This is a genomic window from Bacillus sp. CDB3, assembly GCF_002081505.1.
Classification (GTDB): domain Bacteria; phylum Bacillota; class Bacilli; order Bacillales; family Bacillaceae_G; genus Bacillus_A; species Bacillus_A cereus_AT.
Genome location: NZ_ALBR01000003.1, coordinates 2,501 through 28,113 on the forward strand (window position 1 = coordinate 2,501; position 25,613 = coordinate 28,113).

Sequence of the window (25,613 nt, forward strand, 5' to 3'; positions counted from 1 at the left end):
TATCTACACCTAATAGGTTAATAATCGGTATACCTTTTGCTGTACGGCTATACTCTGGGATTTCATATCCTTTCGTACGGTATACTTTACCCTTATTAGTGAAGAATAAAATATGATCATGTGTAGAAGTAGTCAATAGATGCTCTACGAAATCATCATCATTCGTTCCCATTCCTTGCACACCACGCCCACCACGGTTCTGCGTTTTGTACGTAGAAGCTGGTAACCTCTTAATATAACCGTTATGAGTTAACGTAATTGCAATGTTTTGCTCTGGAATCAAATCTTCATCTTCAATAAATTCCATACCGCCAATTGTAATTTCCGTTCGTCTCTTATCATTGAAGCGCTCTTTTACTTCCGTTAATTCTTCACGAATAATCTCAAGAACTTTCTCTTCATCTGCTAAGATTGCTTGTAATTCAGCGATTAACTTCATTAACTCTTGATATTCTTGCTCAATTTTTTCACGTTCTAATCCTGTTAAACGTTGCAGACGCATATCTAAAATCGCTTGTGCTTGTTTCTCACTTAAACCGAAACGTTCCATTAAGCCTTGCTTTGCAATATCTGCTGTTTTCGAACTACGGATTAACGTAATAACTTCATCAAGATGATCTAGAGCAATTCGTAATCCTTCTAAAATATGAGCACGCGCCTCTGCTTTTTCTAATTCATAAGCAGTACGTCGACGAATTACTACCTTCTGATGCTCCAAGTAATGATATAAATTTTGTTTTAAATTCAATACTTGTGGCTCTCCATTTACAAGAGACAACATATTAATACCGAAACTTGTTTGAAGTGCTGTATGTTTATATAGATTATTTAATAGTACATTGGCATTGGCATCACGACGTACTTCCATAACAATACGCATACCGTTTCGATCTGACTCATCACGTAAATCCGTAATACCTTCAATTTTCTTATCACGAACTAATTCTGCAATTTTTTCAATTAATCGCGCCTTATTAACTTGATAAGGTAGTTCAGTTACGAGAATAGATTGTTTACCATTTGACTTCTCTTCAATTTCAACTTTAGCTCGAAGCATAATAGAGCCTCTACCGGTTTCATATGCTCTTCGAATCCCACTTCGTCCCAAAATTAAACCTGCTGTCGGAAAATCCGGTCCTGGAATAAACTCCATTAATTCCGCAATAGTAATTTCAGGATTATGGCTTAGTGCCAATACGCCATCAATTACTTCACCAAGTTGATGCGGCGGAATGTTTGTTGCCATACCAACTGCAATACCCGTCGTACCATTCACTAATAAATTAGGGAAACGCGCTGGCAATACAATTGGCTCTCTTTCAGAACCATCATAGTTATCTTGGTAATCAATCGTATTTTTTGAAATATCACGTATTAATTCCATAGAAATCTTAGACATTCTTGCTTCTGTATAACGCATTGCTGCTGCCGAATCACCATCAACAGAACCAAAGTTACCATGCCCATCAACAAGCATATAACGTTGACTGAAATCTTGCGCCATACGTACCATCGTTTCATAAACAGCTGCATCACCGTGCGGGTGATACTTACCGATTACTTCACCGACAATACGTGCTGATTTCTTATACGCTTTATCAGCTGTAATCCCTAAATCATTCATCGCATATAATACCCTACGATGCACAGGCTTTAATCCATCACGAACATCTGGTAATGCACGAGATACGATAACACTCATTGCATAATCTAAAAATGAGGTACGCATTTCATGACTAATATTAATTTCTCGAATTCGTGCTTGTTGTTGATTGTCTGACATTAACGAGCACCTCCTCTTACATTTCCGTTACACATACATTGATTTATATGTAGAAGACAGGAATACTTAGATTCCTGTCATTACTCATTTAAATATCAAGGTTTTTCACGTATTTTGCATTTTCTTGGATAAAGTTACGACGTGGCTCTACTTTATCTCCCATTAAGATTTCAAATGTTTCATCTGCTTCAATCGCATCTTGAAGAGAAACTTGAAGTAAAGAACGTACTTCTGGGTCCATTGTTGTCTCCCACAGCTGGGTTGGATTCATTTCTCCTAGACCTTTATAACGCTGAATTCCAGGCTTAGGTTGTGCCGGTAATTCAGCTAGTATTTTTTCAAGTTCTTTATCGTTGTAAGCATATTGAATTTTTTTACCTTGTTGTACTTTAAACAATGGCGGCTGCGCAATATAGATATAACCACACTCAATTATTTGACGCATATAACGATAGAAGAACGTTAATAATAGGGTACGAATATGTGCACCATCCACGTCGGCATCGGTCATAATGATAACCTTATGATAACGTGCCTTTTCAATATCGAAATCTCCACCAATGTTCGTACCAATAGCAGTAATGATTGTACGCACTTCATCGTTAGATAAAATTTTATCTAATCGCGCCTTTTCAACGTTAATAATTTTACCTTTAAGTGGTAAAATTGCTTGGAAGTGACGATCGCGCCCTTGTTTCGCTGATCCACCGGCAGAGTCACCCTCTACGATATAAATCTCACTAATTGCTGGATCTTTAGAAGAACAGTCTGCCAATTTCCCTGGTAAACTTGAAACTTCTAAAGCACTCTTTCGGCGAGTTAACTCACGAGCCTTTTTAGCTGCTACACGTGCACGCGCTGCCATAGTTCCTTTATCTACAATTTTACGTGCAACATTGGGATTTTCCAGTAAGAACTTTTCAAATGCCTCTGAGAATACTGACTCTGTAATTGTTCTCGCTTCACTATTTCCAAGTTTCGTCTTCGTTTGTCCTTCAAATTGTGGATTTGGATGTTTAATTGATACGATTGCCGTTAGACCTTCACGAACATCTTCACCAGTTAAATTACTATCCGCATCTTTTAAAATATTATTTTTACGACCATAATCGTTGATTACACGTGTTAGGGCAGTTTTAAATCCTACCTCATGTGTACCACCTTCATACGTATGAATATTATTTGTAAATGAGTAAATATGATTTGTATATCCTTCGTTATATTGAAGCGCAACTTCAACCTGAATGCCATCTTTTGAACCTTCTACATATACAGGTTCTTCATGAATTGGTTGTTTTGAACGATTTAAATGTTCAACATATGATTTAATTCCACCTTCATAGTGAAACTCTTTCTTTTGCTTATGTTCACGCTTATCTTCAATTGTCAATTTAATATTACGATTTAAAAATGCCAACTCACGCATACGAGTCGCTAACGTATCAAATTCATATTCTGTCGTCTCTTTAAAAATCTCTGGGTCCGGCTTAAAGCGAGTTATTGTTCCAGTTTTATCTGTATCACCGATGACTTTTAAATCCGCAACTGGAATACCTCTTTCATACTTTTGGTAATGGATTTTTCCATCACGATGTACAAATACTTCTAGTTCTGTTGATAAGGCATTTACAACAGATGCACCAACACCATGTAAACCACCAGAAACCTTATAACCGCCACCGCCAAATTTACCTCCGGCGTGAAGGACAGTCATGATAACTTCTACTGCAGGGCGTCCCATTTTTTCTTGTATACCAACTGGAATACCACGTCCATTATCCGTTACAAGAATACTATTATCTTCTTCAATACTAACGTTGATTTCATCGCAATACCCCGCTAAGGCTTCATCGATACTATTATCGACAATCTCCCATACAAGGTGGTGAAGTCCTTTTCCACTTGTAGTACCAATGTACATACCCGGACGTTTCCGAACTGCCTCTAGTCCTTCAAGTACCTGTATCTGACTTTCATCATATGCATTTTCTTGCATCTGCTTTTGTTCCATTGACACAAAGATCACCTACTTTTCCATTTAAACAGGGATTATGCCCTGTCCATTTCACAATCTACCGTGCCGTTCATTACATGAATTGTTTTCGCTTCTTTTAATGTTTCGTGTTCAATTCCGTCGACACTCGTCGTTGTCACAAATGTTTGCACTTTTCCTTGAATTGTATTTAACAGATGTGATTGACGATAATCATCCAATTCTGATAATACATCATCCAATAAAAGAATAGGATATTCCTTAACTTCTGAGTAAATCAATTCAATTTCAGCTAATTTTAGGGACAGTGCGGTCGTTCGTTGTTGTCCTTGCGAACCAAAGACTTGAACATTTTTACTATTAACGAAGAATTGTAAATCATCACGATGAGGACCAATTAAAGTTGTACCACGGAAAATTTCACGTTGTTTCACAGATTGAAAACTTTCATAGTATACTTCTTTTATTTTCGACAAATCCATTGATTCTGATACATCTAGGCTTGGTTTATAGACGATTTCTAGTTCCTCTAATCCCCTGCTTATCCCGCGATGTATCGGCGCAGCCCATTCTTGTAGTAAATGCAAAAACTCAAAACGTTTTCGCAATATTTTTGCACCATGCTCAATGAGTTGAAGTGTAAATACATCCAACATCGTTTCCTCATTTTTACTATTCCCTTGCATCTTTTTAAGCAAGTGATTTCGTTGCGTGAGCACTTTTTGATATTGGCTTAGTTCGTACAAATAAACGGGCGCTATTTGTCCTAGTTCCATATCTAAAAAGCGTCTTCTTACTTGAGGGCTTCCTTTTACAAGATTTAAATCTTCTGGGGCAAACATCACAACGTTCATTTCACCAATGTATTGGCTTAACTTTTGTTGTTCAAGTTGATTTAGCTTTGCCTTTTTACCTTTTTTGGAAATATTTAATTCTAAAGACAAAGAACTATTTCTTTTTTGTAATCTACCTTTGATTTGACCGTAATCCTCATCCCATCGAATAAGTTCACGATCATTAGAGGTTCTATGAGATTTCGCCATCGCTAATACGTAAATGGCCTCCATCAAATTTGTTTTCCCTTGTGCATTTTCACCAATAATTACATTGACCTTGTCCTCAAAGGAAAGCTCTAACTTTTCATAATTACGATAGTTTTTTAATTGTATTTCTGTAATAAACAAAGGGATCCCCCTTTATGCCTGAACTTGGAAAGTTCCACTTCCCGGAATTTCAATAATATCATTCGCATATAACTTGCGACCTCTTCTATTCTCAAGCTCTTGATTCACGTACACTTCATATTCTTGTAAGAACCATTTCACAGCCCCGCCCATATCAATTACATCGGCTAGCTTTAAAAATTGTCCTAGTGTAATGTATTCTGTTGAAATTTTAATACTTTTCATAAAAATCTCTCACTTTCTGAAAGTGTTCATTCTTTCATTGTACTAAATAAACTAGCATTAGGAAAGCAATACCCTAAAATCAAATAAGGGTCACTAGTACCTTTAAACTAGCAACCCTCAACCCTTACTTAGTAAGTACGTACCGGTAAAATTAATTGGATGATGGAATCATCATTTACTGTACGAATCAAAAACGGCCTCATCGCCCCAGTAAAGCTAATTTTAATTTCTGTACTATCTAAAGCTTTTAATGCGTCCATCATATATTTTGCACTAAAAGATATTTTTAATTCTTCTCCATCTACGTTTTCACATTGAACTTCTTCTACTACTTTTCCGATTTCTGGTGAATTTGAAGAAATCTCAAGCATTTGTTGTTCTAATGTCGATAATTTAACAACATTGTTACGTCCATCTCTTGCTAATAGCGAAGCACGATCAATTGCTTGTAAAAATTCTTTTGTATTCACAAAAATATCTGTCTTACTCTCGGCTGGAATTAAACGTGTTGTATCTGGATAGTTACCTTCTAACAATCTCGAGAAGAATAATAAATGTTTTGTACGGAATAATACTTGATACTCCGTAATAACGATATCTACCATTTCTTCAGATTCATCTAGGATTTTACTTAATTCATTTAAGCTCTTACCAGGAATAACGACATTGGCTTGAAATTCATCAGCAATATTATACCCTTCAATTTTTGCTTTACGAAGTGCTAGTCTGTGACTATCTGTTGCAATACAAGTTAACTCACTATTATATACTTTCCAGTTTACACCTGTCAAGATCGGTCTTGTTTCAGAAGTTGAAACTGCAAATACCGTTTGTCTAATCATATGTTTAAGTAAATCTGTTGGAATCTTAAATACATGATGTTCTTCAATCTGAGGTAGTAACGGATATTCAGCTGAATCTAAACCATTTAAATTAAACTCTGATTTTCCAGATTTTATTTTTGTCATAAAATGATTTTCCACAGAAATTTCAACAATTTCTTTAGGTAATTTTTTTACGATCTCACTAAAATATTTTGCTTGTAAAACAATACTTCCTGATTGTTCAATTTCAACAACCTCTTTTCCAGCATCTTCGACTGGGATAAATGATTCGATAGAGATATCTGCATCGCTACCTGTTAAAGTAACCCCTTCTTCAGTTGCTACAACTTTAATTCCTGTAAGAATTGGAATTGTTGTACGAGAAGAAACTGCCTTCATTACATCTTGTACACCTCTTACAAGATAGTCTTTTTGTATTGTAAAACGCATAACGAAAAACCTCCGGTAAGTATAAGATTTTATTTATTTAATAAAGATAAAAAAGTAGTAGTAATAGTAATAGGGCCTGTGGATATGTGGATAACCCCGTTTAAAGATGTAAAAACAGTCTATCTACATGTGGATAGACTGTGCGTAAAACAAGGTAAGTTATTCACACTATTCAGCTACTACTACTTTAAAATATCATTAATTTCTTCGACATGTTTTTGTAATTGAGTATCCGTTTTTAATAGCTTCGAAATTTTTTCGTGAGCATGGATTACTGTTGTATGATCGCGGCCACCAAATTCTTCACCTATTTTTGGTAAAGATGAGTCCGTAAGTTCGCGTGATAAATACATTGCAATTTGACGAGGGAATGCAACGGATTTTGTACGTTTTTTTGCTTTGAAATCTTCTAATTTTACTTGATAGACGCCCCCAACGGCCTTTTGAATATCAGAAATAGAAATAATTCTAGGTATAGAGTTTGGAATAATACCTTTAAGTGCTTCAGCTGCTAAATCAGCATTAATATCTTTATTAATTAAAGATGAATAAGCTACAACTCGAATAAGTGCACCTTCTAACTCACGAATGTTAGAATCAATTTGATTTGCAATATAAAGCATAACCTCATTTGGTATATCAAGGCCTTCTGCTTTTGCTTTTTTACGTAAAATTGCAATTCTAGTTTCTAAATCTGGTGGCGTAATATCCGTAATTAAACCCCATTCAAAGCGAGAACGAAGGCGATCTTCTAAAGTTGGGATTTCTTTTGGTGGTCTATCACTTGAAATCACAATTTGTTTACTTTCTTCATGTAACGCATTAAATGTATGGAAGAATTCTTCCTGTGTTTGTTCTTTTCCAGCAAGAAATTGAATATCATCTATCAATAAGACATCTACATTACGATATTTATTACGAAAATCGACAGCTTTATTATCACGAATTGAGTTAATGAATTCATTTGTGAATTTTTCAGATGATAAATATACAACTTTTGCATTCGGGTTGTGTTCAATTACATAATGCCCAATTGCGTGCATTAAATGTGTTTTTCCAAGTCCAACGCCCCCATAAATAAAGAGCGGATTATAAGCTTTAGCTGGCGCTTCAGCTACAGCTAAAGAAGCAGCATGTGCAAAACGATTACCAGAGCCAATAACAAATGTATCAAATGTATATTTTGGATTTAGCATGCTCTGTGGTAAATGAGTAGAATCATCTTGTGCTCGATTTTTTTTAATAGGAGGAAGATCTATATCCTCTTCCGCCTGACTTTGGGGAATAATAAAACGAATAGCTAGTTTTGCCCCTGTTAAATCATAAAGTGTTTCCGAAATGAGTTCTGAATAATGGGATTCTAGCCAGTCACGAGCAAATTCATTTGGAGCTGTAATAGTTAGTACATCTTTTTTCAAGTTATGAGCGGTTGTTGATTTTAACCATGTTTCATAACTTGGCTTACTTACCTTTTTTTCTAAGTCTTTCAAGGCACTATTCCATAAATCAGAGATATTTTCCAAAGGTGTCCCTCCTTTACAAAGATGGTAAAAGAATAAGGTTGCGCAACAATTGTACAACCCGTAAATATTTTAAATGCATATTTATACGAAACGTATTTTAAAATATAAAAACGTTGTTTGTATCCGAGATAGAGTTTTCGACAAAAAAACAAATGTGGACAACTATTTACCCACATGTGATTTAAACTGTCCACATGTTATGCACAAATTGTGGATAAAATAAAGATGTGGAAAACTTATTCAAAGTGAAAACACAACTATAATATCAAAAAACAGTAGCTATAGCAATGAATTTAAGAAAGTTATCCACAAAATCAATACCTTGTGGAATAAACTTGTCCACAACACGATATACTGTGTAAAAGTAAAAAAAGAGTTTGTGGATACAAAAAAAGAGAAAATATATTTATCCACAAGGAAATATAGGGGCTGTGAAAAAGTCTGTGAATAGGTTCAAAATGAATATTTGATGAAAATTTCAAGAACCATTGACATTTTCCTAGTTGATTTACTATAATTTATTAGACTGTCTTTAACAGATATTCCTCAGGGAGGTGTCATATAATGAAAAGAACTTACCAACCAAATAAACGTAAGCGCAGCAAAGTACATGGTTTCCGCAGCCGTATGAGCACAGCGAACGGACGTAAAGTGCTAGCAGCTCGTCGTCGTAAAGGAAGAAAAGTATTATCTGCGTAGACCACTGATCGTTCAGTGGTCTTTTTTTCTAATAATAATGAATTTCCGCTGATGAAATACAGGAGTGTCAATTGATATGAAGAAAAAAAATCGTATAAAAAAGAATGATGAATTTCAGGCTGTTTTCCAAAAAGGACAGTCGAATGCTAATCGTCAGTTTGTTGTATACCAATTAAATAAAGAAAAACAGCCATACTTTCGCATCGGCCTTTCCGTTAGTAAGAAAATAGGAAATGCAGTAGTTCGTAATCGAATCAAGCGTATGATTCGCCAAGCGATTATGGAATTAAAAGATGAGATAGATTCTGGAAAAGATTTTGTTATAATAGCAAGGAAGCCTTGTGCAGAGATGACATATGAAGAGTTAAAGAAAAGCTTAATTCATGTCTTTAAACGCTCTGGTATGAAAAGAATAAAAAAGTAGCGTAAGGAAATGAATTACACTATATACATACCGAAACAAGGAGGAGCAGGCTTTGAAAAAGAAAATAGGTTTAATAGCCATGGTTGTTGTGTTAATGGCAATTGCTACTGGTTGTAGTGAAACAAATCAGCCGATTACACCGAAAAGTACTGGGATTTGGAATGAATATTTCGTATACCCGCTTTCTCAGTTAATCACGTATTTTGCAAACTTATTTGGTAGTAATTACGGCTTAGCAATTGTGGTTACAACTCTTATTATTCGTTTTGCATTATTACCATTAATGATCAAACAAACGAAGAGTACGAAGGCAATGCAAGCGTTACAACCAGAAATGGTAAAATTAAAAGAGAAATATAGCTCAAAAGATCAAGCAACACAGCAAAAATTACAACAAGAAATGATGCAGTTATATCAAAAAAATGGTGTAAATCCATTAGCAGGATGTTTACCAATTTTTGTTCAGATGCCTATTTTATTCGCGTTTTATCATGCGATTATGAGAACATCAGAAATTAGTAAGCATACATTCTTATGGTTTGATTTAGGACAGGCAGATCCTTACTATATCCTTCCAATTGTTGCGGCTATTACGACTTTTATTCAGCAAAAACTTGCAATGGCAGGAACGGCTGGACAAAACCCGCAAATGGCAATGATGATTTGGCTTATGCCAATCATGATTTTAGTCTTTGCAATTAACTTCCCAGCAGCATTATCACTATACTGGGTAGTTGGTAACATCTTTGGTATTGCTCAAATGTATTTGATCAAAGGGCCTGAAATTAAGGCTAGTAAGGCAGGAGGATCAAGCAAGTGAGTATAATTACTGCTAAAGGACAAACAGTCGAGCTGGCAGTACAAGATGCTTTAAGACAATTAAATGTTTCAAAAGATCGAGTAGATATAAAGATTATTGATGAGGGTAAGAGGGGATTCCTAGGTTTATTTTGGAATCGCCCTGCTACAGTAGAAGTTGTAGTGAAGAAAGATCCCATCCAAGAGTGTGAAGAATATTTGGAAAATGTTATTCGCAATATGGGTGTGGAAGTTGAGATTAGAAAAGTTGTAAAAGGCCGCGAAGTGGAATTTACAATTTCTGGTGAAAACGTAGGTGTTTTGATTGGTAAAAGAGGAAACACCTTGAATTCTTTACAGTATTTAACAAAACTTGTGGCAAATCGTAATACGAAGCAATATATTGGCATCACACTAGATGCTGAAAATTATCGTAGTAAAAGAAAAAATACGTTAGAATTGCTTTCTTATCGACTAGCAAAACAAGCAGTAAGTACGAAAAAAAGAGTTATGTTGGAACCTATGCCATCTTTTGAACGAAAGATTATTCATCAAGCATTATCTAATCATCAAAATATCATTACAACTTCTGAAGGAAAAGAACCACATCGATATGTTGTAATATCTTCCAAGTGACCGGTTACTCAATTGAGTGCCGGTTTTTTTAAGGCGAAAATAGATGTGGATAACTAAAAAAACACTAAACTTATCCACTGTTAATAAGTTTAGTGTTTTTTACATGAGGACATAATAAAATGAGTTATTATTCTTTTGCAGATAGGTTCGTTATGGTATCCTAATAGTTTAGTGACGTAAAAAAATCATGTTGAAATAGAGATAAATAAGCAAGTGAGGTGAAAGGACATGGAATTTGATACAATTGCCGCAATTTCCACAGCTCTTGGGGAAGGTGCAATTGCCATTGTTCGAGTAAGTGGTGATGATGCGATTGAGAAAGTCGATCGCATTTTTAAAGGGAAAGATTTAACACAGGTTGATTCTCATACAATTCATTATGGTCATATTGTCGATTTAGATACAAATCAAGTAATTGAAGAAGTTATGGTATCGATTATGCGTGCACCTAGGACTTTTACGCGTGAAAATATAGTAGAAATCAACTGTCATGGTGGACTTGTTTCGGTAAATAAAGTATTACAACTTATTTTGGCACAAGGAGTACGTTTGGCAGAGCCTGGTGAATTTACGAAACGTGCTTTTTTAAATGGGCGTATTGATTTATCACAAGCGGAAGCTGTTATGGATTTAATCCGTGCAAAAACAGATCGTGCTATGAACGTGGCAATCAACCAAATGGAAGGGCGATTATCTAAATTAATTGGCCGCCTGCGTCAAGACATATTGGAAACGTTAGCCCATGTTGAGGTAAATATAGATTACCCAGAATATGATGATGTAGAAGAGATGACGCATAATATTTTAATTGAGAAAGCTACACATGTTCGTGCTGAAATTGCAAAAATATTAGAGACATCGAAGCAAGGAAAGATTTTACGTGAAGGAATTGCTACTGCGATTATTGGTAGACCTAACGTTGGAAAATCATCGCTATTAAATAGTCTCGTTCAGGAGAAAAAGGCAATCGTAACTGATATTGCAGGAACAACGAGAGATGTTATTGAAGAGTACGTTAATGTGCGCGGTGTACCACTTAAACTTATAGATACAGCTGGTATTCGTGAAACGGAAGATGTTGTTGAACGAATTGGTGTAGAGCGTTCAAAAGAAATGATGAGCCAAGCCGATTTAGTGTTAGTTGTAGTCAATTATAGTGAAGCTTTAACGAATGAAGATGAAGAACTATTCCATGCCGTACAAGGAAAAGACTTCATTATTATTGTCAATAAGACAGATTTACCGCAAGAAATTGATATGGAACGTGTTACAGAGCTAGCTGCAGGCAATCGTGTTATTACGACGTCTTTAATTGAGGAGCAAGGAATTGATGAGCTTGAAAAGGCGATAGCTGATTTATTCTTTGAAGGAGCAATTGATTCTGCAGATATGACATATGTTTCTAACACGAGACATATTGGATTATTAACACAAGCAGGAACGACAATTGGAGATGCAATTGAAGCGATAGAAAATGGTGTTCCAATCGATATGGTACAAATTGATTTAACAAGAACGTGGGAAATACTTGGTGAAATTACTGGTGATACCGTCCATGAAAGCCTAATTGACCAGTTATTCTCTCAGTTTTGTTTAGGAAAATAATAAAGCGAAGCAACGTTTTAGAAAGATAGAGATTATTAGGAGGAATAAACAATGGGATACAATGCCGGTTCATACGATGTCATAGTAATCGGTGCAGGTCATGCAGGATGTGAAGCTGGTCTTGCGGCAGCACGAATGGGCTCAAAAACCTTAATGTTAACAATTAACTTAGATATGGTAGCATTCATGCCATGTAACCCTTCTGTTGGTGGACCAGCAAAAGGGATTGTTGTTCGTGAAATTGATGCATTAGGCGGAGAAATGGGACGCAATATTGATAAGACACATATTCAAATGCGTATGTTAAATACGGGTAAAGGACCAGCTGTACGTGCGCTTCGTGCACAAGCTGATAAATTCTCTTACCAACATGAATTAAAGAAAACAATTGAAGAAACACCAAACTTAACGTTGTTCCAGGGAATGGTAGAGCGTTTAATCGTTGAAGATGGTGTATGTAAAGGGGTAATTACACAAGCTGGTGCTGAATACACAGCAAAAACAGTTGTAATTACAACTGGAACATTTTTACGCGGTGAGATTATTATGGGAGATTTAAAATATTCAAGCGGTCCAAATAATCAGCAACCATCTATTACTTTATCTGAACATTTAGAGGAACTTGGCTTTGATCTTGTTAGATTTAAAACAGGTACGCCTCCGCGTGTAAATAGTAATACGATTGATTACAGTAAAACAGAAATTCAGCCGGGTGATGACAAGCCACGAGCTTTCTCTTTTGAAACGACAAAATTTATTATGGATCAAATTCCATGTTGGTTGACGTATACAAGTACAGAAACACATCGTTTAATAGATGAAAACTTACATCGCTCAGCTATGTATTCTGGTATGATTAAAGGAACAGGGCCTAGATATTGCCCTTCAATTGAAGACAAGGTAGTTAGATTTAATGATAAACCACGTCATCAAATTTTCTTAGAGCCAGAAGGACGTAATACACAAGAGGTATATGTTCAAGGGTTATCGACAAGTTTACCAGAAGATGTGCAACGTGACATGCTTAGAACAATCCCTGGTCTAGAAAATGTTGAAATGATGCGTACAGGTTATGCAATTGAATATGATGCAATTGTACCAACTCAATTATGGCCGACACTTGAAACGAAAAAAATTAAAAATTTATATACAGCAGGACAAATTAACGGAACTTCTGGTTACGAAGAAGCAGCAGGACAAGGGCTTATGGCTGGAATTAATGCAGCGTGTCGTTCTTTAGGTAAAAAAGAAGTGATTTTAGGTCGTGCTGATGCTTATATTGGTGTCTTAATTGATGACCTTGTAACGAAAGGTACAAATGAACCATATCGTTTATTAACGTCTCGTGCAGAATATCGCCTATTATTACGCCACGATAATGCTGATCTTCGTTTAACTGAAGTTGGTCATGAAATTGGCTTAATTAAAGAAGATCGCTATGAGAGATTTACAAATAAAAAGTTACAAATTGAACAGGAAAAGGAACGTTTAGGGAGCATTATTATTAAACCACGTCCTGAAGTTCAAGAATTAATTCGTAGTATTGGCGGAAGTGAATTGAAAGATGGAATACGTGCAAGTGACTTATTACGTCGTCCAGAGATGACATATGAGCATATTCATCTTTTAGTACCAAGTGAAGTAGCATTAAGTGATGAAATTACGGAACAAGTTGAAATTCAGACTAAGTACGAAGGATACATTGAAAAATCTTTACAGCAAGTAGAGCGTATGAAGAAAATGGAAAACAAAAAAATTCCTGTGGATATTGATTATGATGCGATTTCTAGCCTTGCCTCAGAAGCGAGACAGAAATTGAAAGATGTTCGTCCACTTTCAATGGGGCAGGCTTCGCGTATTTCTGGCGTAAATCCAGCTGATGTTTCCATTTTGCTTGTGTATATTGAACAAGGAAAAATTGCACGAGTATCGAACCAATAAATAGTAAGGAGATATTGCTAGATGAACATAGAACAATTTCAATCTATGCTAGAAGAGAAGGGTATCACCCTCTCTTCTAGACAATTAGAGCAGTTCAAAATCTACTTTGAAACGTTAGTAGAGTGGAATGAAAAAATGAATTTAACAGCTATTACGGAGAAGGAAGAAGTATACTTAAAACACTTTTTTGATTCTATTACAGCTGCTTTTTATTATGATTTTTCGAAACCATTCTCTATTTGTGATGTTGGCGCAGGAGCTGGATTCCCAAGTATCCCGCTGAAAATCTGTTTCCCACATTTAAAAGTAACAATTGTAGATTCATTACAAAAACGTATTAATTTCTTAAATCACTTAGCGCAAAAATTAGAGTTAAGTGATGTTGCCTTTTGTCATGATCGTGCTGAAACATTTGGGAAAAAAGAAGGTGTACGTGAATCATACGATATTGTAATGGCACGTGCAGTTGCGCGTCTTTCTGTATTAAGTGAGCTATGTTTACCACTTGTAAAAGTTGGAGGAACATTTATTGCAATGAAAGGTGCTGCAGCGAACGAAGAAATTGAAAATGGTAAGTATGCTTTAGAGGTGCTAGGCGGGGAATTAAAAGAAATGTCTACGTTCCAATTACCGTTTGAGGAAAGTGAACGTAATATTTTATTAATCGAGAAAAAGCGCAAGACACCAAAGAAATATCCACGCAAACCGGGAACACCCAATAAATTACCTATTGAAAAATAAATCTTATTAGACGTAAGTTTGAATTATATAAATGAAAACGTAAATGTTTCATAGGAAACATTTTATGGAGAATAGTCAATAGGCCTAAAAGGTGGTGGAATATGTATGAAAAATACGTTTTCTCGTTTATTTGGCTTTGGAGATAAAGAGAGCGAATTCGAATTACAAGAGGAAAGCCATGAAGAAATAGATAAAAAGGTATATGAGGAAATACAAGAAATCCCGATAGTAAATATTACCCCTAACCGTTATCAACCACGAACAGTTTTCGATGATGCACGAATCGAGGAATTAGCATTAACGATTCGTACTCACGGGCTTATCCAGCCGATTGTCGTGAGGCAATATGAGGACGATAAGTACGAGATTATTGCTGGAGAAAGGCGTTTCCGCGCAGCAACGAAGTTAGGGTGGGAAAAGGTTCCTGCAATTATAAAGAACTTAAATGATACAGAGACAGCTTCTGTAGCGCTAATTGAAAATTTGCAACGTGAGGAATTAACAGCAATCGAGGAAGCTGTGGCATATCAAAAGCTGATTGAGTTACATAATTTAACACAAGAAGCACTGGCACAACGACTTGGAAAAGGGCAATCCACAATCGCAAATAAGTTGCGATTGTTAAAGTTGCCTGAAGAAATAAAAAGTGCGTTATTAGAAAAAAGTATTACAGAACGTCACGCTCGCGCTCTCATTCCTTTAAAAAATGAGGAATTACAACTGAAGGTTTTACAGGAAATTGTGGAAAAACAACTGAATGTAAAACAAACAGAAGAACGAATTGCAAAATTACTAGAGGAAGCAAAACCGAAGCGTAAAGCAAAGCAAAAAGCAGTAAGTAGAGATACGAGAATTGCTATGAATACAATTAGGCAGTCATTACAAATGGTTGCTAATAGTGGTTTAAATGTTAATTCTGAGGAAGAAGAATTTGATGAGTACTATCAAATTACGATTAAAATTCCGAAGAAAAAATAATAATGGTGTGTTAGAGACCTTATCCTATTGGAGAGGTCTCTTTTACTATATTTTCTTGTTAATGAAGAAGGAGTTTAGAAATAAATTTTGAAGTTTAATAAGGACGTAAAAGAAAAGCTTTTATTTCATGTTACAATAAACGTAATTGTTACTAGAATAAGATAGAAAGGTTGAAAGTAGGTGACATCATGGGAAAAATCATTGCTATTGCTAATCAAAAAGGTGGTGTTGGAAAAACAACAACATCTGTTAATTTAGGGGCTGGATTGGCACAAGTAGGTAAAAAGGTCCTTCTCGTAGACATTGATGCTCAAGGAAATGCCACGACTGGTGTGGGAATTGAAAAATCCGAATTAGATCAATGTATTTATAATGTTCTGGTGGAAGATGCAGATGTTCAAGGAGTTATACGGAAAACCGCAACTGAAAACTTAGATGTTCTACCCGCTACAATTCAATTGGCCGGTGCTGAAATTGAATTGGTACCGACTATTTCCCGGGAAGTACGTTTGCAAAGGGCATTACAGCCAATTCGTGATGAATATGATTATATTATTATCGACTGTCCCCCATCCTTAGGGTTATTAACGATTAATGCATTAACAGCAGCAGATTCAGTTATTATTCCTGTCCAGTGTGAATATTACGCACTAGAAGGATTAAGTCAGCTATTAAATACAGTTCGACTTGTGCAAAAACATTTAAATAAAAATTTAGCAATCCAAGGTGTATTGTTAACGATGTTGGATGCCCGTACAAATTTAGGGATTCAAGTTATAGATGAGGTAAAAAAATACTTTAGGGATAAAGTATATCGTTCGATTATTCCTCGAAATGTGCGCTTAAGTGAGGCGCCAAGTCATGGGAAACCGATTATGCAGTATGACGCTAAATCAAGAGGAGCAGAAGTATATATAGATTTAGCAGAGGAAGTGATTGCAGGTGGCTAAAGGATTAGGAAGAGGGATTAATGTGTTTTTTCCTGATTTGGATGTGAAGGAAGAAGAAACAATTCAGGAGATTATAGTAACTGAATTAAGGCCGAATCCATATCAACCACGTAAGCATTTCAATAAAGAAGCAATTCAGGAATTGGCGGCTTCTATTAAAGAACATGGCATATTGCAACCATTAATCGCTAGAAAGAGTATTAAGGGATATGAAATTGTTGCAGGTGAAAGAAGATATCGTGCCGCTAAAGAGGCTGGACTTGAAAAGGTGCCTGCTGTTGTAAGGCAATTAAACGAGCAGCAAATGATGGAATTTGCTTTGCTTGAAAACTTACAACGAGAAGATTTAAATCCTATGGAAGAGGCAATGGCATATCAGATGTTAATGAATGAGCTAAATGTAACGCAAGAACAATTAGCGAAACGTCTTGGTAAAAGCAGACCTTACATTGCAAATTATACTCGGTTATTAAGCCTCCCTTCGTTCGTACAAGATATGATTGCAAATGGTCAACTTTCAATGGCTCACGGTAGAACCTTACTTACGATAAAAGATGAAGAACAGCTGAAGTCTTTATTGAAACGGATCGAAAAAGAAGGATTAAATGTTCGCCAATTAGAAAAAATTGTCCAGGAGATTAATCAAAGCGTTTCACGTGAAACAAAACAGATAAAAAAAGAGCGAAATATATTCTTCGTAGAGCGCGAAACGTTCTTAAGAGAAAAGTTTGGTACAGATGTAAAAATTAAAGAAACAAAAAAAGAAAAAGGTAAAATTGAAATTGAATTTTTCAATAAAGAAGATTTAAATCGTATTTTAGAATTATTATCACAGAAAAACTAAAAAGCAAACCATCTTATTATTTAGAGATGGTTTGCTTTTTTTTAACGCAGATAATTTTTGGTCCGTTTCTTTGATACTTTGTGCGATTACATCAGCCATTTTCATAACTAAACTTAACCTTGTATTTTGAAGAACGAAAAACTCCATAAAACCATTTAGATTGACGATGCCATGTATATGCAAATCACCAACTGCAGGTAATTTCTTATTCATCGCAGCTCCAGGTTTACTAGGTCCCTTTCCAGTAGTGATTGAACCGATACTTTGAGATTTTCCTAAGCATGCATCAACAGCAATTATAAAAGAAGTAGGATTACCTTTCTGTATATTCTGAATTTTCTCTTCTAAATTTAACGCATGTATTGGTTCATCTAGTGTGCCGAATACTTGGAAGTTTTTAATTTCTACTTGTTCCAGTTTTGTACCGACTAATGGACCGAGTGCGTCACCGGTGGAACGATCCGTCCCAATACAAACGAGAATAAGTGGTGTATTAGTTCTAATAGGGATATGGGAAAGTAGGAAATTACTGATTGTCTCGGAGGCTTCTAAGTCTTGGTGCATAACATTTTGAGTTTCTTTTTCAAAAAAAGGTAAGCGAAAACTTCCAATATTCATGAAGCATCCATCCTTTTAATAAATTTTTAAAATACGTTATATGGTGAGTAAAATGAAAGACTATAAGTGCATATTTTTGCAAAGTGTTAATAAAAACGGAAATAATAGTACTAGTATATATATATTCGCTCCATTTTATACCTGAATGGAAGTTAAGGAATGGAATTAAAGTCATAAAATTATTTCAGAAATCAAAGAGACTTCTGATACAATGAGAAGGATAACTAAAAAGAAATTTTAGCTGGAGAGGTAGAGGTACATGGATTTAGCGTTGAAATGGTTTGAGTCCATTGATTGGGCGAATATAGGTGTGAAATCACTACAAATAGTCGTTATTTTAATACTTGGTGCAATCATTGTGCGAGTTGCAAGGGCAATTGTACGAAATGCGTTTCGCATGGGAAGTCGTTCGCCAATTCAAATTTCAGAACGTCGTACAGTTACAGTAGCGAAGTTACTTGAAAATATTGTGGCATACGTTGTTATGTTTATTATGTTGATTGCGATTTTAGGCGTGTTCAATATTAATGCATCAGGTCTATTAGCTGGTGCCGGGGTCATTGGTTTAGCAGTCGGATTTGGTGCTCAAAGTTTAGTGAAAGATGTCATTACAGGACTATTTATTTTGCTAGAAGATCAGTTTTCCGTTGGTGACTATGTAAGAATTGGTCAGTTTGAGGGAGTTGTTTTAGAAATTGGACTTCGTACAACGAAACTAAAGAGTTGGACAGGGGAAATTCATACTTTACCAAACGGAAGTATTATTCAAGTTACTAATTTTTCAGTTAGTAATAGTGTAGCATTCGTTGATGTATCTATTTCGTATGAGGCCGATATAGCAAAAGCGGAGCAAGTAATTGAAGATTTATTAGTAGAATTACCTGCAAAGTACGAGAAGATGGTAACAACGCCTCAATTGTTAGGTGTACAAACATTAGCTGCATCAGAAGTTATATTACGTGTTATTGCTGAAGTGGAGCCGATGCAACATGCAGTTATTGCAAGAGCTCTTCGTAAAGAGATTAAAACTCGTCTGGATTTACATGGAATTGAAATTCCATATCCACGTATGGTTTTATATAATCGTGAAGAATTGGTTAGTGGAAAAGCAATTTAGTATGGAGAGGGGTTTGGAGAGTGGAGCAAAAGCAATATAACTTGTACGATGTTGTGGAAATGAAGAAAGCCCACCCATGTGGTGAGAATCGTTGGAAAATTATTCGTATGGGAATGGATATCCGCATTAAGTGCGAGGGATGTGACCATTCAGTGATGATTCCTCGAAGAGAGTTCGATCGTAAGGTGAAAAAAATACTTGTGAAGCATGAAGAATAGAGAGAAAGTAACAGTTGCAGTGGGCAATTGTTACTTTTTTTCATTTGGAGGAAACTTGTCATTTTTTTCGTTACTATCTATAATGATGAAAGATTGAGACATAGGAGTGAAAAATATGGGATTAACGGCTGGGATTGTTGGATTACCTAACGTAGGAAAGTCCACTTTATTTAATGCAATTACACAAGCAGGAGCAGAATCTGCGAACTATCCATTCTGTACAATTGACCCAAACGTAGGGATTGTAGAAGTACCAGATGAGCGTTTAAATAAATTAACGGAATTAGTAGAACCGAAAAAAACTGTTCCAACTGTATTCGAATTTACTGATATTGCAGGTATCGTAAAAGGTGCAAGTAAAGGTGAAGGATTAGGAAATAAATTCTTATCTCACATTCGCCAAGTAGATGCAATTTGCCAAGTTGTTCGTTGTTTTGAAGATGAAAATATTACGCACGTTTCAGGAAAAGTAGATCCAATTGATGATATTGAAACAATCAACTTAGAGCTAATCTTAGCAGACTTAGAGTCTGTTGATAAACGTATCGAGCGTGTTGCGAAGTTAGCAAGACAAAAAGATAAAGAAGCTGTATATGAGCATGAAATTTTAGTTCGTTTAAAAGAAGCTTTTGAAGAGGGAAAACCAGCTCGTACTGTTGAATTTACAGAAGAGCAAATGAAGATTGTTAAAGGCCTTCATTTACTTACAACGAAAGAAATGCTATACGTAGCCAACGTAAGTGAAGATGATATTATGGATCCTTCTGAAAATAAATACGTACAAATGGTAAAAGAATTTGCTGCAAATGAAAATTCTCAAGTAATCGTTGTATGTGCAAAAATTGAAGAAGAAATCGCTGAGCTAGACGAGGAAGAGAAAAAAGTATTCCTTGAAGAACTAGGCATTGAAGAATCTGGTTTAGATCAATTAATTCGTGCTGCATATGATTTATTAGGACTTGCTACTTACTTCACAGCTGGTGTGCAAGAAGTGCGTGCATGGACGTTTAAACAAGGTATGAAAGCACCACAATGTGCTGGCGTAATTCATACAGACTTTGAGCGTGGATTTATTCGCGCAGAAACAGTTTCTTATGATGATTTAATGACAAACGGTTCTATGACAGCTGCAAAAGAAGCTGGAAAAGTACGTTTAGAAGGAAAAGAGTATATCGTAAAAGACGGAGATGTTATGCACTTCCGCTTTAACGTTTAATTTAATATTTCCTAGGAAAAATAAAGATATGAACTTGGCAAATATATTATGTGTTTGCCAAGTTTTTTACGTATTGGTGAGTTGATTCATATAACTTACTATGATATAATCTAAACTCGTGAGTAATTACTATAAATTAATTGCTCCTTGCCCATTATGGGCCGTTTAGACCAAAAGGAGGTGAAAGTGTAATGAGAAAGTACGAAATTATGTACATCATTCGTCCTGGCGTTGAAGAAGAAGCTCAAAAAGCTTTAGTTGAACGTTTTGCAGGTGTTTTAACAAACAATGGTGCAGAAATCATTAACACGAAAGAGTGGGGTAAGCGTCGTTTAGCTTACGAAATCAACGACTTACGTGAAGGTTTCTACATGATCTTAAACGTGAACTCTAACTCAGAGGCGATTAACGAATTCGATCGTTTAGCTAAGATCAACGAAGATATCCTTCGTCATATCGTTGTTAAAGAAGAAGAAAAATAATTGATATATAAGGGAGAGTGGTTCGATTGATGAATCGTGTTATCCTCGTTGGTCGTTTAACTAAGGACCCTGACTTACGTTACACGCCCAATGGTGTTGCAGTAGCTACTTTTACGTTAGCTGTGAATCGCGCATTTGCGAATCAACAAGGTGAGCGTGAAGCTGACTTTATTAATTGTGTAATATGGCGTAAACAAGCAGAAAACGTGGCAAATTATTTGAAAAAAGGTAGCTTAGCAGGCGTAGACGGACGTCTTCAAACTCGTAATTACGATGGACAAGATGGTAAACGTGTATATGTAACAGAAGTTCTTGCGGAGAGCGTACAATTTTTAGAGCCGCGTAATGGCGGTGGGGAGCAACGTGGTTCATTCAATCAGCAACCATCAGGAGCTGGTTTCGGTAACCAAAGCTCTAACCCATTTGGTCAATCTAGTAATTCAGGCAACCAAGGTAATCAAGGTAACTCTGGATTTACGAAGAATGACGATCCATTTTCGAATGTTGGTCAACCGATTGACATTTCGGACGACGATTTACCATTTTAATGGTATGAATCGGCTATTTTTAACAAAGAATGGAGGGAATAGACATGGCAGGACGCAAAGGTGGACGTGCGAAGCGTCGTAAGGTGTGTTTCTTCACATCTAACGGCATCACTCGCATTGACTATAAAGATGTTGATTTATTAAAACGTTTCGTTTCTGAGCGTGGTAAAATTTTACCTCGTCGTGTAACAGGAACAAGCGCGAAATACCAACGCAAACTTACAGTTGCAATTAAACGTGCTCGTCAAATGGCACTTTTACCATATGTTGGTGAATAATAGCGTATGAAATGCACAGTAGAGTCGGACTCTACTGTGCATTTTGCTATGCTTTTCTTTTTGAAAGAGAGGTTAGATGATGAAAAGTACGAAATTTATTACTGAGGGTGCAGCATTATTGGCAATATATTCAATTTTATTGCTTATATCTATGTATGTTCCGATTTTAGGCACAGTTGCAATATTTGCGTTGCCGTTACCATTTATATTATTAACAGTAAGACATAAACTATCTAATGTGCTCGTAATTTTTGTAGCGGCGCTTTTTGTTACAGTTATCGTGAGTCAACCGATTAGTCTCATAAAGACAGTGATGTTTGGATTAATAGGTGTTGTATTAGGATATATGTATAAAAAAGGGAAAAAACCAGTGGAGATATTGATAGCTGGAACACTTGCATATTTAATTGGTATGATGTTCATTTATGTGGGAAGTATAAAGTTCTTTAACATAGATTTAATGAAGCAAATGCAAAATATGTTTAGTGAAAGCATCGCGCAAAGTGAAAAAATAGCAAATGCGGCTGGTATGCCAGTTAGTAAAGAACAAAAAGAGTTATTTGCACAAATGAATGATATATTACAAACGTTATTTCCAAGTATACTTGTGCTAGTTTCTGTATGTTTTTCTTGGATCACAGTGATAATATCAGGTAGTGTTTTGAGAAAGTTAAAGTACGACGCGACACCTTGGCCTAAATTTAAAGATATACAATTGCCAAAGAGTATTGTCTGGTATTACGTCATATTTATTTTGCTATCAACTTTCATGAAAGTTGAACCAACATCATATTTGCATATGGTATTTTCTAATCTATATGTAATCTTTGCCTTGCTACTTGTATTGCAAGGATTAACGTTTATCACTTTTTTAGCACACAAAAAAGGTTTTACGAAAGGCGTTCCTATTATTAGTTTTATCGTATGTATGTTTATTCCAATGCTGTTTCCTCTTGTGACAATCTTAGGTATAATTGATTTAGGGATTTCATTGCGTTCTAAAATGCAATGAAAAACAAAGGGGTAAAATAGCATTTTTATGCTATTTTAAGGTGTTTAATCTGTTTAACTAACTAGAAATCAAGTTGGTTTTACGTTATAGGAGTTGTATACATGCCTGAATTTTATAAGAAACAGTGGTTTTTATATCCTGTTTACGTATTGGCATTTTTTGTTTTGGTGCTAATCTCGATTCTTTGTTATTTTCACTTAATTATGGGGATAGCCGCCTTTTTTATTTTTAGCATCGTGTTCTTTTTAGTTATACGATTCGAACTTAACTTTCAAAGGAATTTTGAAAAGTATACGACAGATATGATTACTAGGGTAAAAAAAGTGAGTAACGAAGCATTCAACCAGATGCCAATCGGTATATTGTTATACAATAAAGAGTATGGGATTGATTGGGCAAATCCTTACTTGTCTTCATGTTTGGGGCAACACGCATTAGCTGGGTGGCATCTGTACGATGTATCAGAAACATTACTCCTTTTTATTAAAGGAGAGACTTCGGACGATATAGTATCTTTAAATAGTCGAAAGTTCCGTGTTTTCGTAAGGAAAGAAGAAAAACTAATTTATTTTTTTGATGTAACTGAGCAAACAGAGATTGAAAAAATGTATGAGGATCAGCGTACGGTTTTAGCCGTTATTTATTTAGATAATTATGATGAAGTTACACAAGGATTAGATGATCAATTACGTACGAATATAACAAGCCTTGTCACGTCACGTCTAAATGAATGGGCTGTTAAGTATGGCGCTTATTTAAAACGTGCATCTTCAGAGAGGTTCTTCGTTGTACTAAATGAAAGTATTTTAGCGCAAATGGAGAAAGGTAAGTTTAGCATTTTAGATCAAGTGCGTGAAGAAACATCCAAAAGGAATATACCACTTACATTAAGTGTAGGTGTCGGGTCAGGTGATATGCCTTTATCAGAGCTTGGAGCGATGGCTCAATCTGGTTTAGACCTTGCGCTTGGACGTGGTGGAGATCAAGTAGCTATTAAACAAGCGACAGGTAAAGTTAAATTTTACGGCGGTAAAACGAATCCGGTCGAAAAGCGTACTCGTGTACGTGCTAGAGTTATTTCGCATGCGTTAAAGGATTTAGTATTAGAAAGCAGTAATGTCATTATAATGGGGCATAGAGCTCCTGATATGGATGCGATTGGTGCAGCGATTGGTATTTTAAAGGTAGCGCAATTAAATGAGCGCAAAGGATATATTGTATTAGACGAAAATGATTCGGATAAAGGAATCAAACGTTTGATGGATAAAGTGAAACAAAATGAAGAGTTATGGTCACACTTTATTACACCAGGGCAAGCGATGGAATTTGCAAATGATGATTCATTACTTGTTGTTGTTGATACGCATAAACCTTCGATGGTGATGGAGGAAAAACTGCTACATAAGATTGAAAATGTAGTGGTTATTGACCATCATCGCCGCGGGGAAGATTTCATTGAAGATCCATTGCTTGTTTATATGGAACCGTATGCTTCTTCAACAGCAGAGCTTGTGACAGAATTACTTGAGTATCAACCGAAAAATTTAAAGATGACAATGTTAGAAGCGACGGCATTGTTAGCTGGTATTATTGTTGATACGAAAAGTTTTACATTCCGTACAGGCGCTCGCACATTTGATGCAGCTTCTTATTTACGCTCGCATGGTGCAGACACTGTACTTGTACAAGAGCTTTTAAAAGAAGACATGAATCAGTATTTACGAGTTGCAAAAGCGATTAAAAATGCGTACATTTATAAAAATGGAATTGCGATTGCTAAAGTTGATAGTGATGATTATTATGATCAGGTGCTTATTGCACAATCAGCGGATACGTTATTGACGATGACAGGTATCATTGCATCATTTGTTATTGCAAAACGTGGAGAGAATTTCATTGGAATTAGCGGTAGGTCTTTAGGTGAATTGAATGTACAGCTAATCATGGAGAATTTAGGAGGTGGCGGGCATTTGACAAATGCAGCCACACAAATGAAAAATGTTACAGTAGATGAAGCTGAGGAGAAGCTTCAATTTGTAATTGATGACTATTTACAGGGAGGCACACAATCATGAAAGTAATTTTTCTAAAAGACGTAAAAGGTAAAGGGAAAAAAGGAGAAATAAAAAACGTACCAGACGGTTATGCAAATAATTTCTTATTAAAACAAGGATTAGCTGCCGAAGCAACAAACAGCAGTATGAAAACTTTAGAAGCTCAAAAGCGTAAAGAAGAAAAAGATGCAGCTGCAGAGCTTGAGAATGCAAAAGAGCTGAAAGAAACTTTAGAGAATTTAACTGTGGAACTGAAGGCAAAATCTGGAGAAGGTGGCCGTTTATTTGGTTCTATCACAAGCAAACAAATCGTAGACGCAATGCAAAAATCACACAAAATCAAACTTGATAAACGTAAATTTGAAATGGATGATGCAATCCGTGCATTAGGCTATACAAATGTGACTGTGAAATTGCATCCGCAAGTAACAGCAAAAGTAAAAGTTCATGTTAGTGAACAATAAAAATAAAT

Annotated in this window: 25 protein-coding genes and 1 pseudogene (1 of these 26 cut by a window edge); 19 read left to right on the plus strand and 7 right to left on the minus strand. The window is 35.8% G+C overall.

Annotated features, from left to right (window positions below):
• The 6 genes from gyrA to dnaA all read right to left on the minus strand — a co-directional run.
• Positions 1–1,783: the 5' portion of a DNA gyrase subunit A gene (gene gyrA, locus CDB3_RS00390; protein ID WP_128853189.1), read on the minus strand. Its footprint begins 689 nt before the window's first position; 1,783 of the gene's 2,472 nt are visible here — the first part of the coding sequence; the start codon lies at positions 1,781–1,783; the stop codon falls past the left edge of the window.
• 88 nt (positions 1,784–1,871) lie between these two features.
• Entirely contained in the window at positions 1,872–3,794 is a 1,923-nt protein-coding gene (gyrB, locus tag CDB3_RS00395) for a DNA topoisomerase (ATP-hydrolyzing) subunit B (protein ID WP_128853190.1), read from the minus strand.
• Positions 3,795–3,832: 38 nt separating this feature from the next.
• Positions 3,833–4,960, minus strand: a complete 1,128-nt coding sequence (gene recF, locus CDB3_RS00400) for a DNA replication/repair protein RecF (RefSeq protein WP_000470960.1) — start codon at positions 4,958–4,960, stop codon at positions 3,833–3,835.
• 12 nt (positions 4,961–4,972) lie between these two features.
• A complete protein-coding gene (yaaA, locus tag CDB3_RS00405) occupies positions 4,973–5,185 on the minus strand; it encodes a S4 domain-containing protein YaaA (RefSeq protein ID WP_128853191.1) in 213 nt (70 codons plus the stop codon).
• 128 nt (positions 5,186–5,313) lie between these two features.
• Positions 5,314–6,459: a DNA polymerase III subunit beta gene (dnaN, locus tag CDB3_RS00410; protein ID WP_001212881.1), complete on the minus strand. Its 1,146-nt coding sequence runs from the start codon at positions 6,457–6,459 to the stop codon at positions 5,314–5,316.
• Between the two features lie 182 nt (positions 6,460–6,641).
• A complete protein-coding gene (gene dnaA, locus CDB3_RS00415) occupies positions 6,642–7,982 on the minus strand; it encodes a chromosomal replication initiator protein DnaA (protein WP_128853192.1) in 1,341 nt (446 codons plus the stop codon).
• Positions 7,983–8,546: 564 nt separating this feature from the next.
• On the opposite strand from dnaA, the gene rpmH reads away from it, so the two are divergent.
• The 10 genes from rpmH to spo0J all read left to right on the plus strand — a co-directional run bounded on the left by rpmH (position 8,547) and on the right by spo0J (position 17,598).
• Positions 8,547–8,681 (plus strand): 50S ribosomal protein L34, encoded by a 135-nt coding sequence (gene rpmH, locus CDB3_RS00420; RefSeq protein ID WP_000831901.1) that lies wholly within the window; start codon positions 8,547–8,549, stop codon positions 8,679–8,681.
• Between the two features lie 76 nt (positions 8,682–8,757).
• Entirely contained in the window at positions 8,758–9,105 is a 348-nt protein-coding gene (gene rnpA, locus CDB3_RS00425; protein WP_000728888.1) for a ribonuclease P protein component, read from the plus strand.
• A gap of 52 nt (positions 9,106–9,157) precedes the next feature.
• Positions 9,158–9,925 carry a YidC family membrane integrase SpoIIIJ gene (spoIIIJ, locus tag CDB3_RS00430; RefSeq protein ID WP_000726756.1) on the plus strand — a complete coding sequence of 256 codons (768 nt, stop codon included), beginning with the start codon at positions 9,158–9,160 and terminating at the stop codon, positions 9,923–9,925.
• Positions 9,922–10,539, plus strand: a complete 618-nt coding sequence (gene jag, locus CDB3_RS00435) for an RNA-binding cell elongation regulator Jag/EloR (protein ID WP_128853193.1) — start codon at positions 9,922–9,924, stop codon at positions 10,537–10,539. Before spoIIIJ ends, jag begins: the two co-directional genes overlap by 4 nt.
• Before the next feature lie 228 nt (positions 10,540–10,767).
• Positions 10,768–12,144: a tRNA uridine-5-carboxymethylaminomethyl(34) synthesis GTPase MnmE gene (gene mnmE / locus CDB3_RS00440; protein ID WP_128853194.1), complete on the plus strand. Its 1,377-nt coding sequence runs from the start codon at positions 10,768–10,770 to the stop codon at positions 12,142–12,144.
• Positions 12,145–12,195: 51 nt separating this feature from the next.
• Positions 12,196–14,085, plus strand: coding sequence for a tRNA uridine-5-carboxymethylaminomethyl(34) synthesis enzyme MnmG (gene mnmG / locus CDB3_RS00445; RefSeq protein WP_128853195.1), 1,890 nt, complete (start codon positions 12,196–12,198; stop codon positions 14,083–14,085).
• 21 nt (positions 14,086–14,106) lie between these two features.
• Positions 14,107–14,826, plus strand: coding sequence for a 16S rRNA (guanine(527)-N(7))-methyltransferase RsmG (gene rsmG, locus CDB3_RS00450; RefSeq protein WP_001019628.1), 720 nt, complete (start codon positions 14,107–14,109; stop codon positions 14,824–14,826).
• Positions 14,827–14,931: 105 nt separating this feature from the next.
• Positions 14,932–15,804, plus strand: a complete 873-nt coding sequence (gene noc / locus CDB3_RS00455; RefSeq protein ID WP_071744222.1) for a nucleoid occlusion protein — start codon at positions 14,932–14,934, stop codon at positions 15,802–15,804.
• A 188-nt stretch (positions 15,805–15,992) separates the two neighbouring features.
• Positions 15,993–16,754: a sporulation initiation inhibitor protein Soj gene (soj, locus tag CDB3_RS00460; RefSeq protein ID WP_002174509.1), complete on the plus strand. Its 762-nt coding sequence runs from the start codon at positions 15,993–15,995 to the stop codon at positions 16,752–16,754.
• Positions 16,747–17,598: a stage 0 sporulation protein Spo0J gene (spo0J, locus tag CDB3_RS00465; protein ID WP_083596240.1), complete on the plus strand. Its 852-nt coding sequence runs from the start codon at positions 16,747–16,749 to the stop codon at positions 17,596–17,598. The genes soj and spo0J overlap by 8 nt, the downstream gene beginning before the upstream one ends.
• Before the next feature lie 20 nt (positions 17,599–17,618).
• Here spo0J and yyaC read toward each other — a convergent pair.
• Positions 17,619–18,216: pseudogene (yyaC, locus tag CDB3_RS00470) on the minus strand (spore protease YyaC).
• A 259-nt stretch (positions 18,217–18,475) separates the two neighbouring features.
• Between yyaC and CDB3_RS00475 the strand changes: the two are divergent.
• The 9 genes from CDB3_RS00475 to rplI all read left to right on the plus strand — a co-directional run bounded on the left by CDB3_RS00475 (position 18,476) and on the right by rplI (position 25,605).
• The gene (locus CDB3_RS00475; RefSeq protein WP_128853197.1) at positions 18,476–19,333 is read left to right on the plus strand and encodes a mechanosensitive ion channel family protein; all 858 of its coding nucleotides are present in this window, start codon (positions 18,476–18,478) and stop codon (positions 19,331–19,333) included.
• A gap of 20 nt (positions 19,334–19,353) precedes the next feature.
• A complete protein-coding gene (locus tag CDB3_RS00480) occupies positions 19,354–19,551 on the plus strand; it encodes a DUF951 domain-containing protein (protein WP_000436051.1) in 198 nt (65 codons plus the stop codon).
• Positions 19,552–19,666: 115 nt separating this feature from the next.
• Positions 19,667–20,767 carry a redox-regulated ATPase YchF gene (gene ychF / locus CDB3_RS00485; RefSeq protein WP_000524661.1) on the plus strand — a complete coding sequence of 367 codons (1,101 nt, stop codon included), beginning with the start codon at positions 19,667–19,669 and terminating at the stop codon, positions 20,765–20,767.
• A 191-nt stretch (positions 20,768–20,958) separates the two neighbouring features.
• Positions 20,959–21,249: a 30S ribosomal protein S6 gene (rpsF, locus tag CDB3_RS00490; RefSeq protein ID WP_001233782.1), complete on the plus strand. Its 291-nt coding sequence runs from the start codon at positions 20,959–20,961 to the stop codon at positions 21,247–21,249.
• 26 nt (positions 21,250–21,275) lie between these two features.
• Positions 21,276–21,797: a single-stranded DNA-binding protein gene (gene ssb / locus CDB3_RS00495; RefSeq protein WP_000981963.1), complete on the plus strand. Its 522-nt coding sequence runs from the start codon at positions 21,276–21,278 to the stop codon at positions 21,795–21,797.
• A gap of 44 nt (positions 21,798–21,841) precedes the next feature.
• A complete protein-coding gene (gene rpsR, locus CDB3_RS00500) occupies positions 21,842–22,075 on the plus strand; it encodes a 30S ribosomal protein S18 (RefSeq protein WP_000918874.1) in 234 nt (77 codons plus the stop codon).
• A 79-nt stretch (positions 22,076–22,154) separates the two neighbouring features.
• Entirely contained in the window at positions 22,155–23,087 is a 933-nt protein-coding gene (locus CDB3_RS00505; RefSeq protein ID WP_128853208.1) for a YybS family protein, read from the plus strand.
• Positions 23,088–23,188: 101 nt separating this feature from the next.
• Positions 23,189–25,162, plus strand: coding sequence for a DHH family phosphoesterase (locus CDB3_RS00510; RefSeq protein ID WP_071744216.1), 1,974 nt, complete (start codon positions 23,189–23,191; stop codon positions 25,160–25,162).
• On the plus strand, positions 25,159–25,605 hold the full coding sequence (gene rplI / locus CDB3_RS00515; protein WP_128853198.1) for a 50S ribosomal protein L9: 447 nt from the start codon (positions 25,159–25,161) through the stop codon (positions 25,603–25,605). The genes CDB3_RS00510 and rplI overlap by 4 nt, the downstream gene beginning before the upstream one ends.
• Positions 25,606–25,613: the final 8 nt, after the last annotated feature.

What these genes read in the sequence shown, in the direction of transcription:
- gyrB (WP_128853190.1), bottom strand. Translation starts at nt 3,794, where the DNA reads ATGGAACAAAAGCAGATGCAAGAAAATGCATATGATGAAAGTCAGATA.
- yaaA (WP_128853191.1), bottom strand. Translation starts at nt 5,185, where the DNA reads ATGAAAAGTATTAAAATTTCAACAGAATACATTACACTAGGACAATTT.
- dnaN (WP_001212881.1), bottom strand. Translation starts at nt 6,459, where the DNA reads ATGCGTTTTACAATACAAAAAGACTATCTTGTAAGAGGTGTACAAGAT.
- rpmH (WP_000831901.1), top strand. Translation starts at nt 8,547, where the DNA reads ATGAAAAGAACTTACCAACCAAATAAACGTAAGCGCAGCAAAGTACAT.
- rnpA (WP_000728888.1), top strand. Translation starts at nt 8,758, where the DNA reads ATGAAGAAAAAAAATCGTATAAAAAAGAATGATGAATTTCAGGCTGTT.
- mnmE (WP_128853194.1), top strand. Translation starts at nt 10,768, where the DNA reads ATGGAATTTGATACAATTGCCGCAATTTCCACAGCTCTTGGGGAAGGT.
- mnmG (WP_128853195.1), top strand. Translation starts at nt 12,196, where the DNA reads ATGGGATACAATGCCGGTTCATACGATGTCATAGTAATCGGTGCAGGT.
- rsmG (WP_001019628.1), top strand. Translation starts at nt 14,107, where the DNA reads ATGAACATAGAACAATTTCAATCTATGCTAGAAGAGAAGGGTATCACC.
- noc (WP_071744222.1), top strand. Translation starts at nt 14,932, where the DNA reads ATGAAAAATACGTTTTCTCGTTTATTTGGCTTTGGAGATAAAGAGAGC.
- soj (WP_002174509.1), top strand. Translation starts at nt 15,993, where the DNA reads ATGGGAAAAATCATTGCTATTGCTAATCAAAAAGGTGGTGTTGGAAAA.
- CDB3_RS00475 (WP_128853197.1), top strand. Translation starts at nt 18,476, where the DNA reads ATGGATTTAGCGTTGAAATGGTTTGAGTCCATTGATTGGGCGAATATA.
- ychF (WP_000524661.1), top strand. Translation starts at nt 19,667, where the DNA reads ATGGGATTAACGGCTGGGATTGTTGGATTACCTAACGTAGGAAAGTCC.
- rpsF (WP_001233782.1), top strand. Translation starts at nt 20,959, where the DNA reads ATGAGAAAGTACGAAATTATGTACATCATTCGTCCTGGCGTTGAAGAA.
- rpsR (WP_000918874.1), top strand. Translation starts at nt 21,842, where the DNA reads ATGGCAGGACGCAAAGGTGGACGTGCGAAGCGTCGTAAGGTGTGTTTC.
- CDB3_RS00505 (WP_128853208.1), top strand. Translation starts at nt 22,155, where the DNA reads ATGAAAAGTACGAAATTTATTACTGAGGGTGCAGCATTATTGGCAATA.
- CDB3_RS00510 (WP_071744216.1), top strand. Translation starts at nt 23,189, where the DNA reads ATGCCTGAATTTTATAAGAAACAGTGGTTTTTATATCCTGTTTACGTA.
- rplI (WP_128853198.1), top strand. Translation starts at nt 25,159, where the DNA reads ATGAAAGTAATTTTTCTAAAAGACGTAAAAGGTAAAGGGAAAAAAGGA.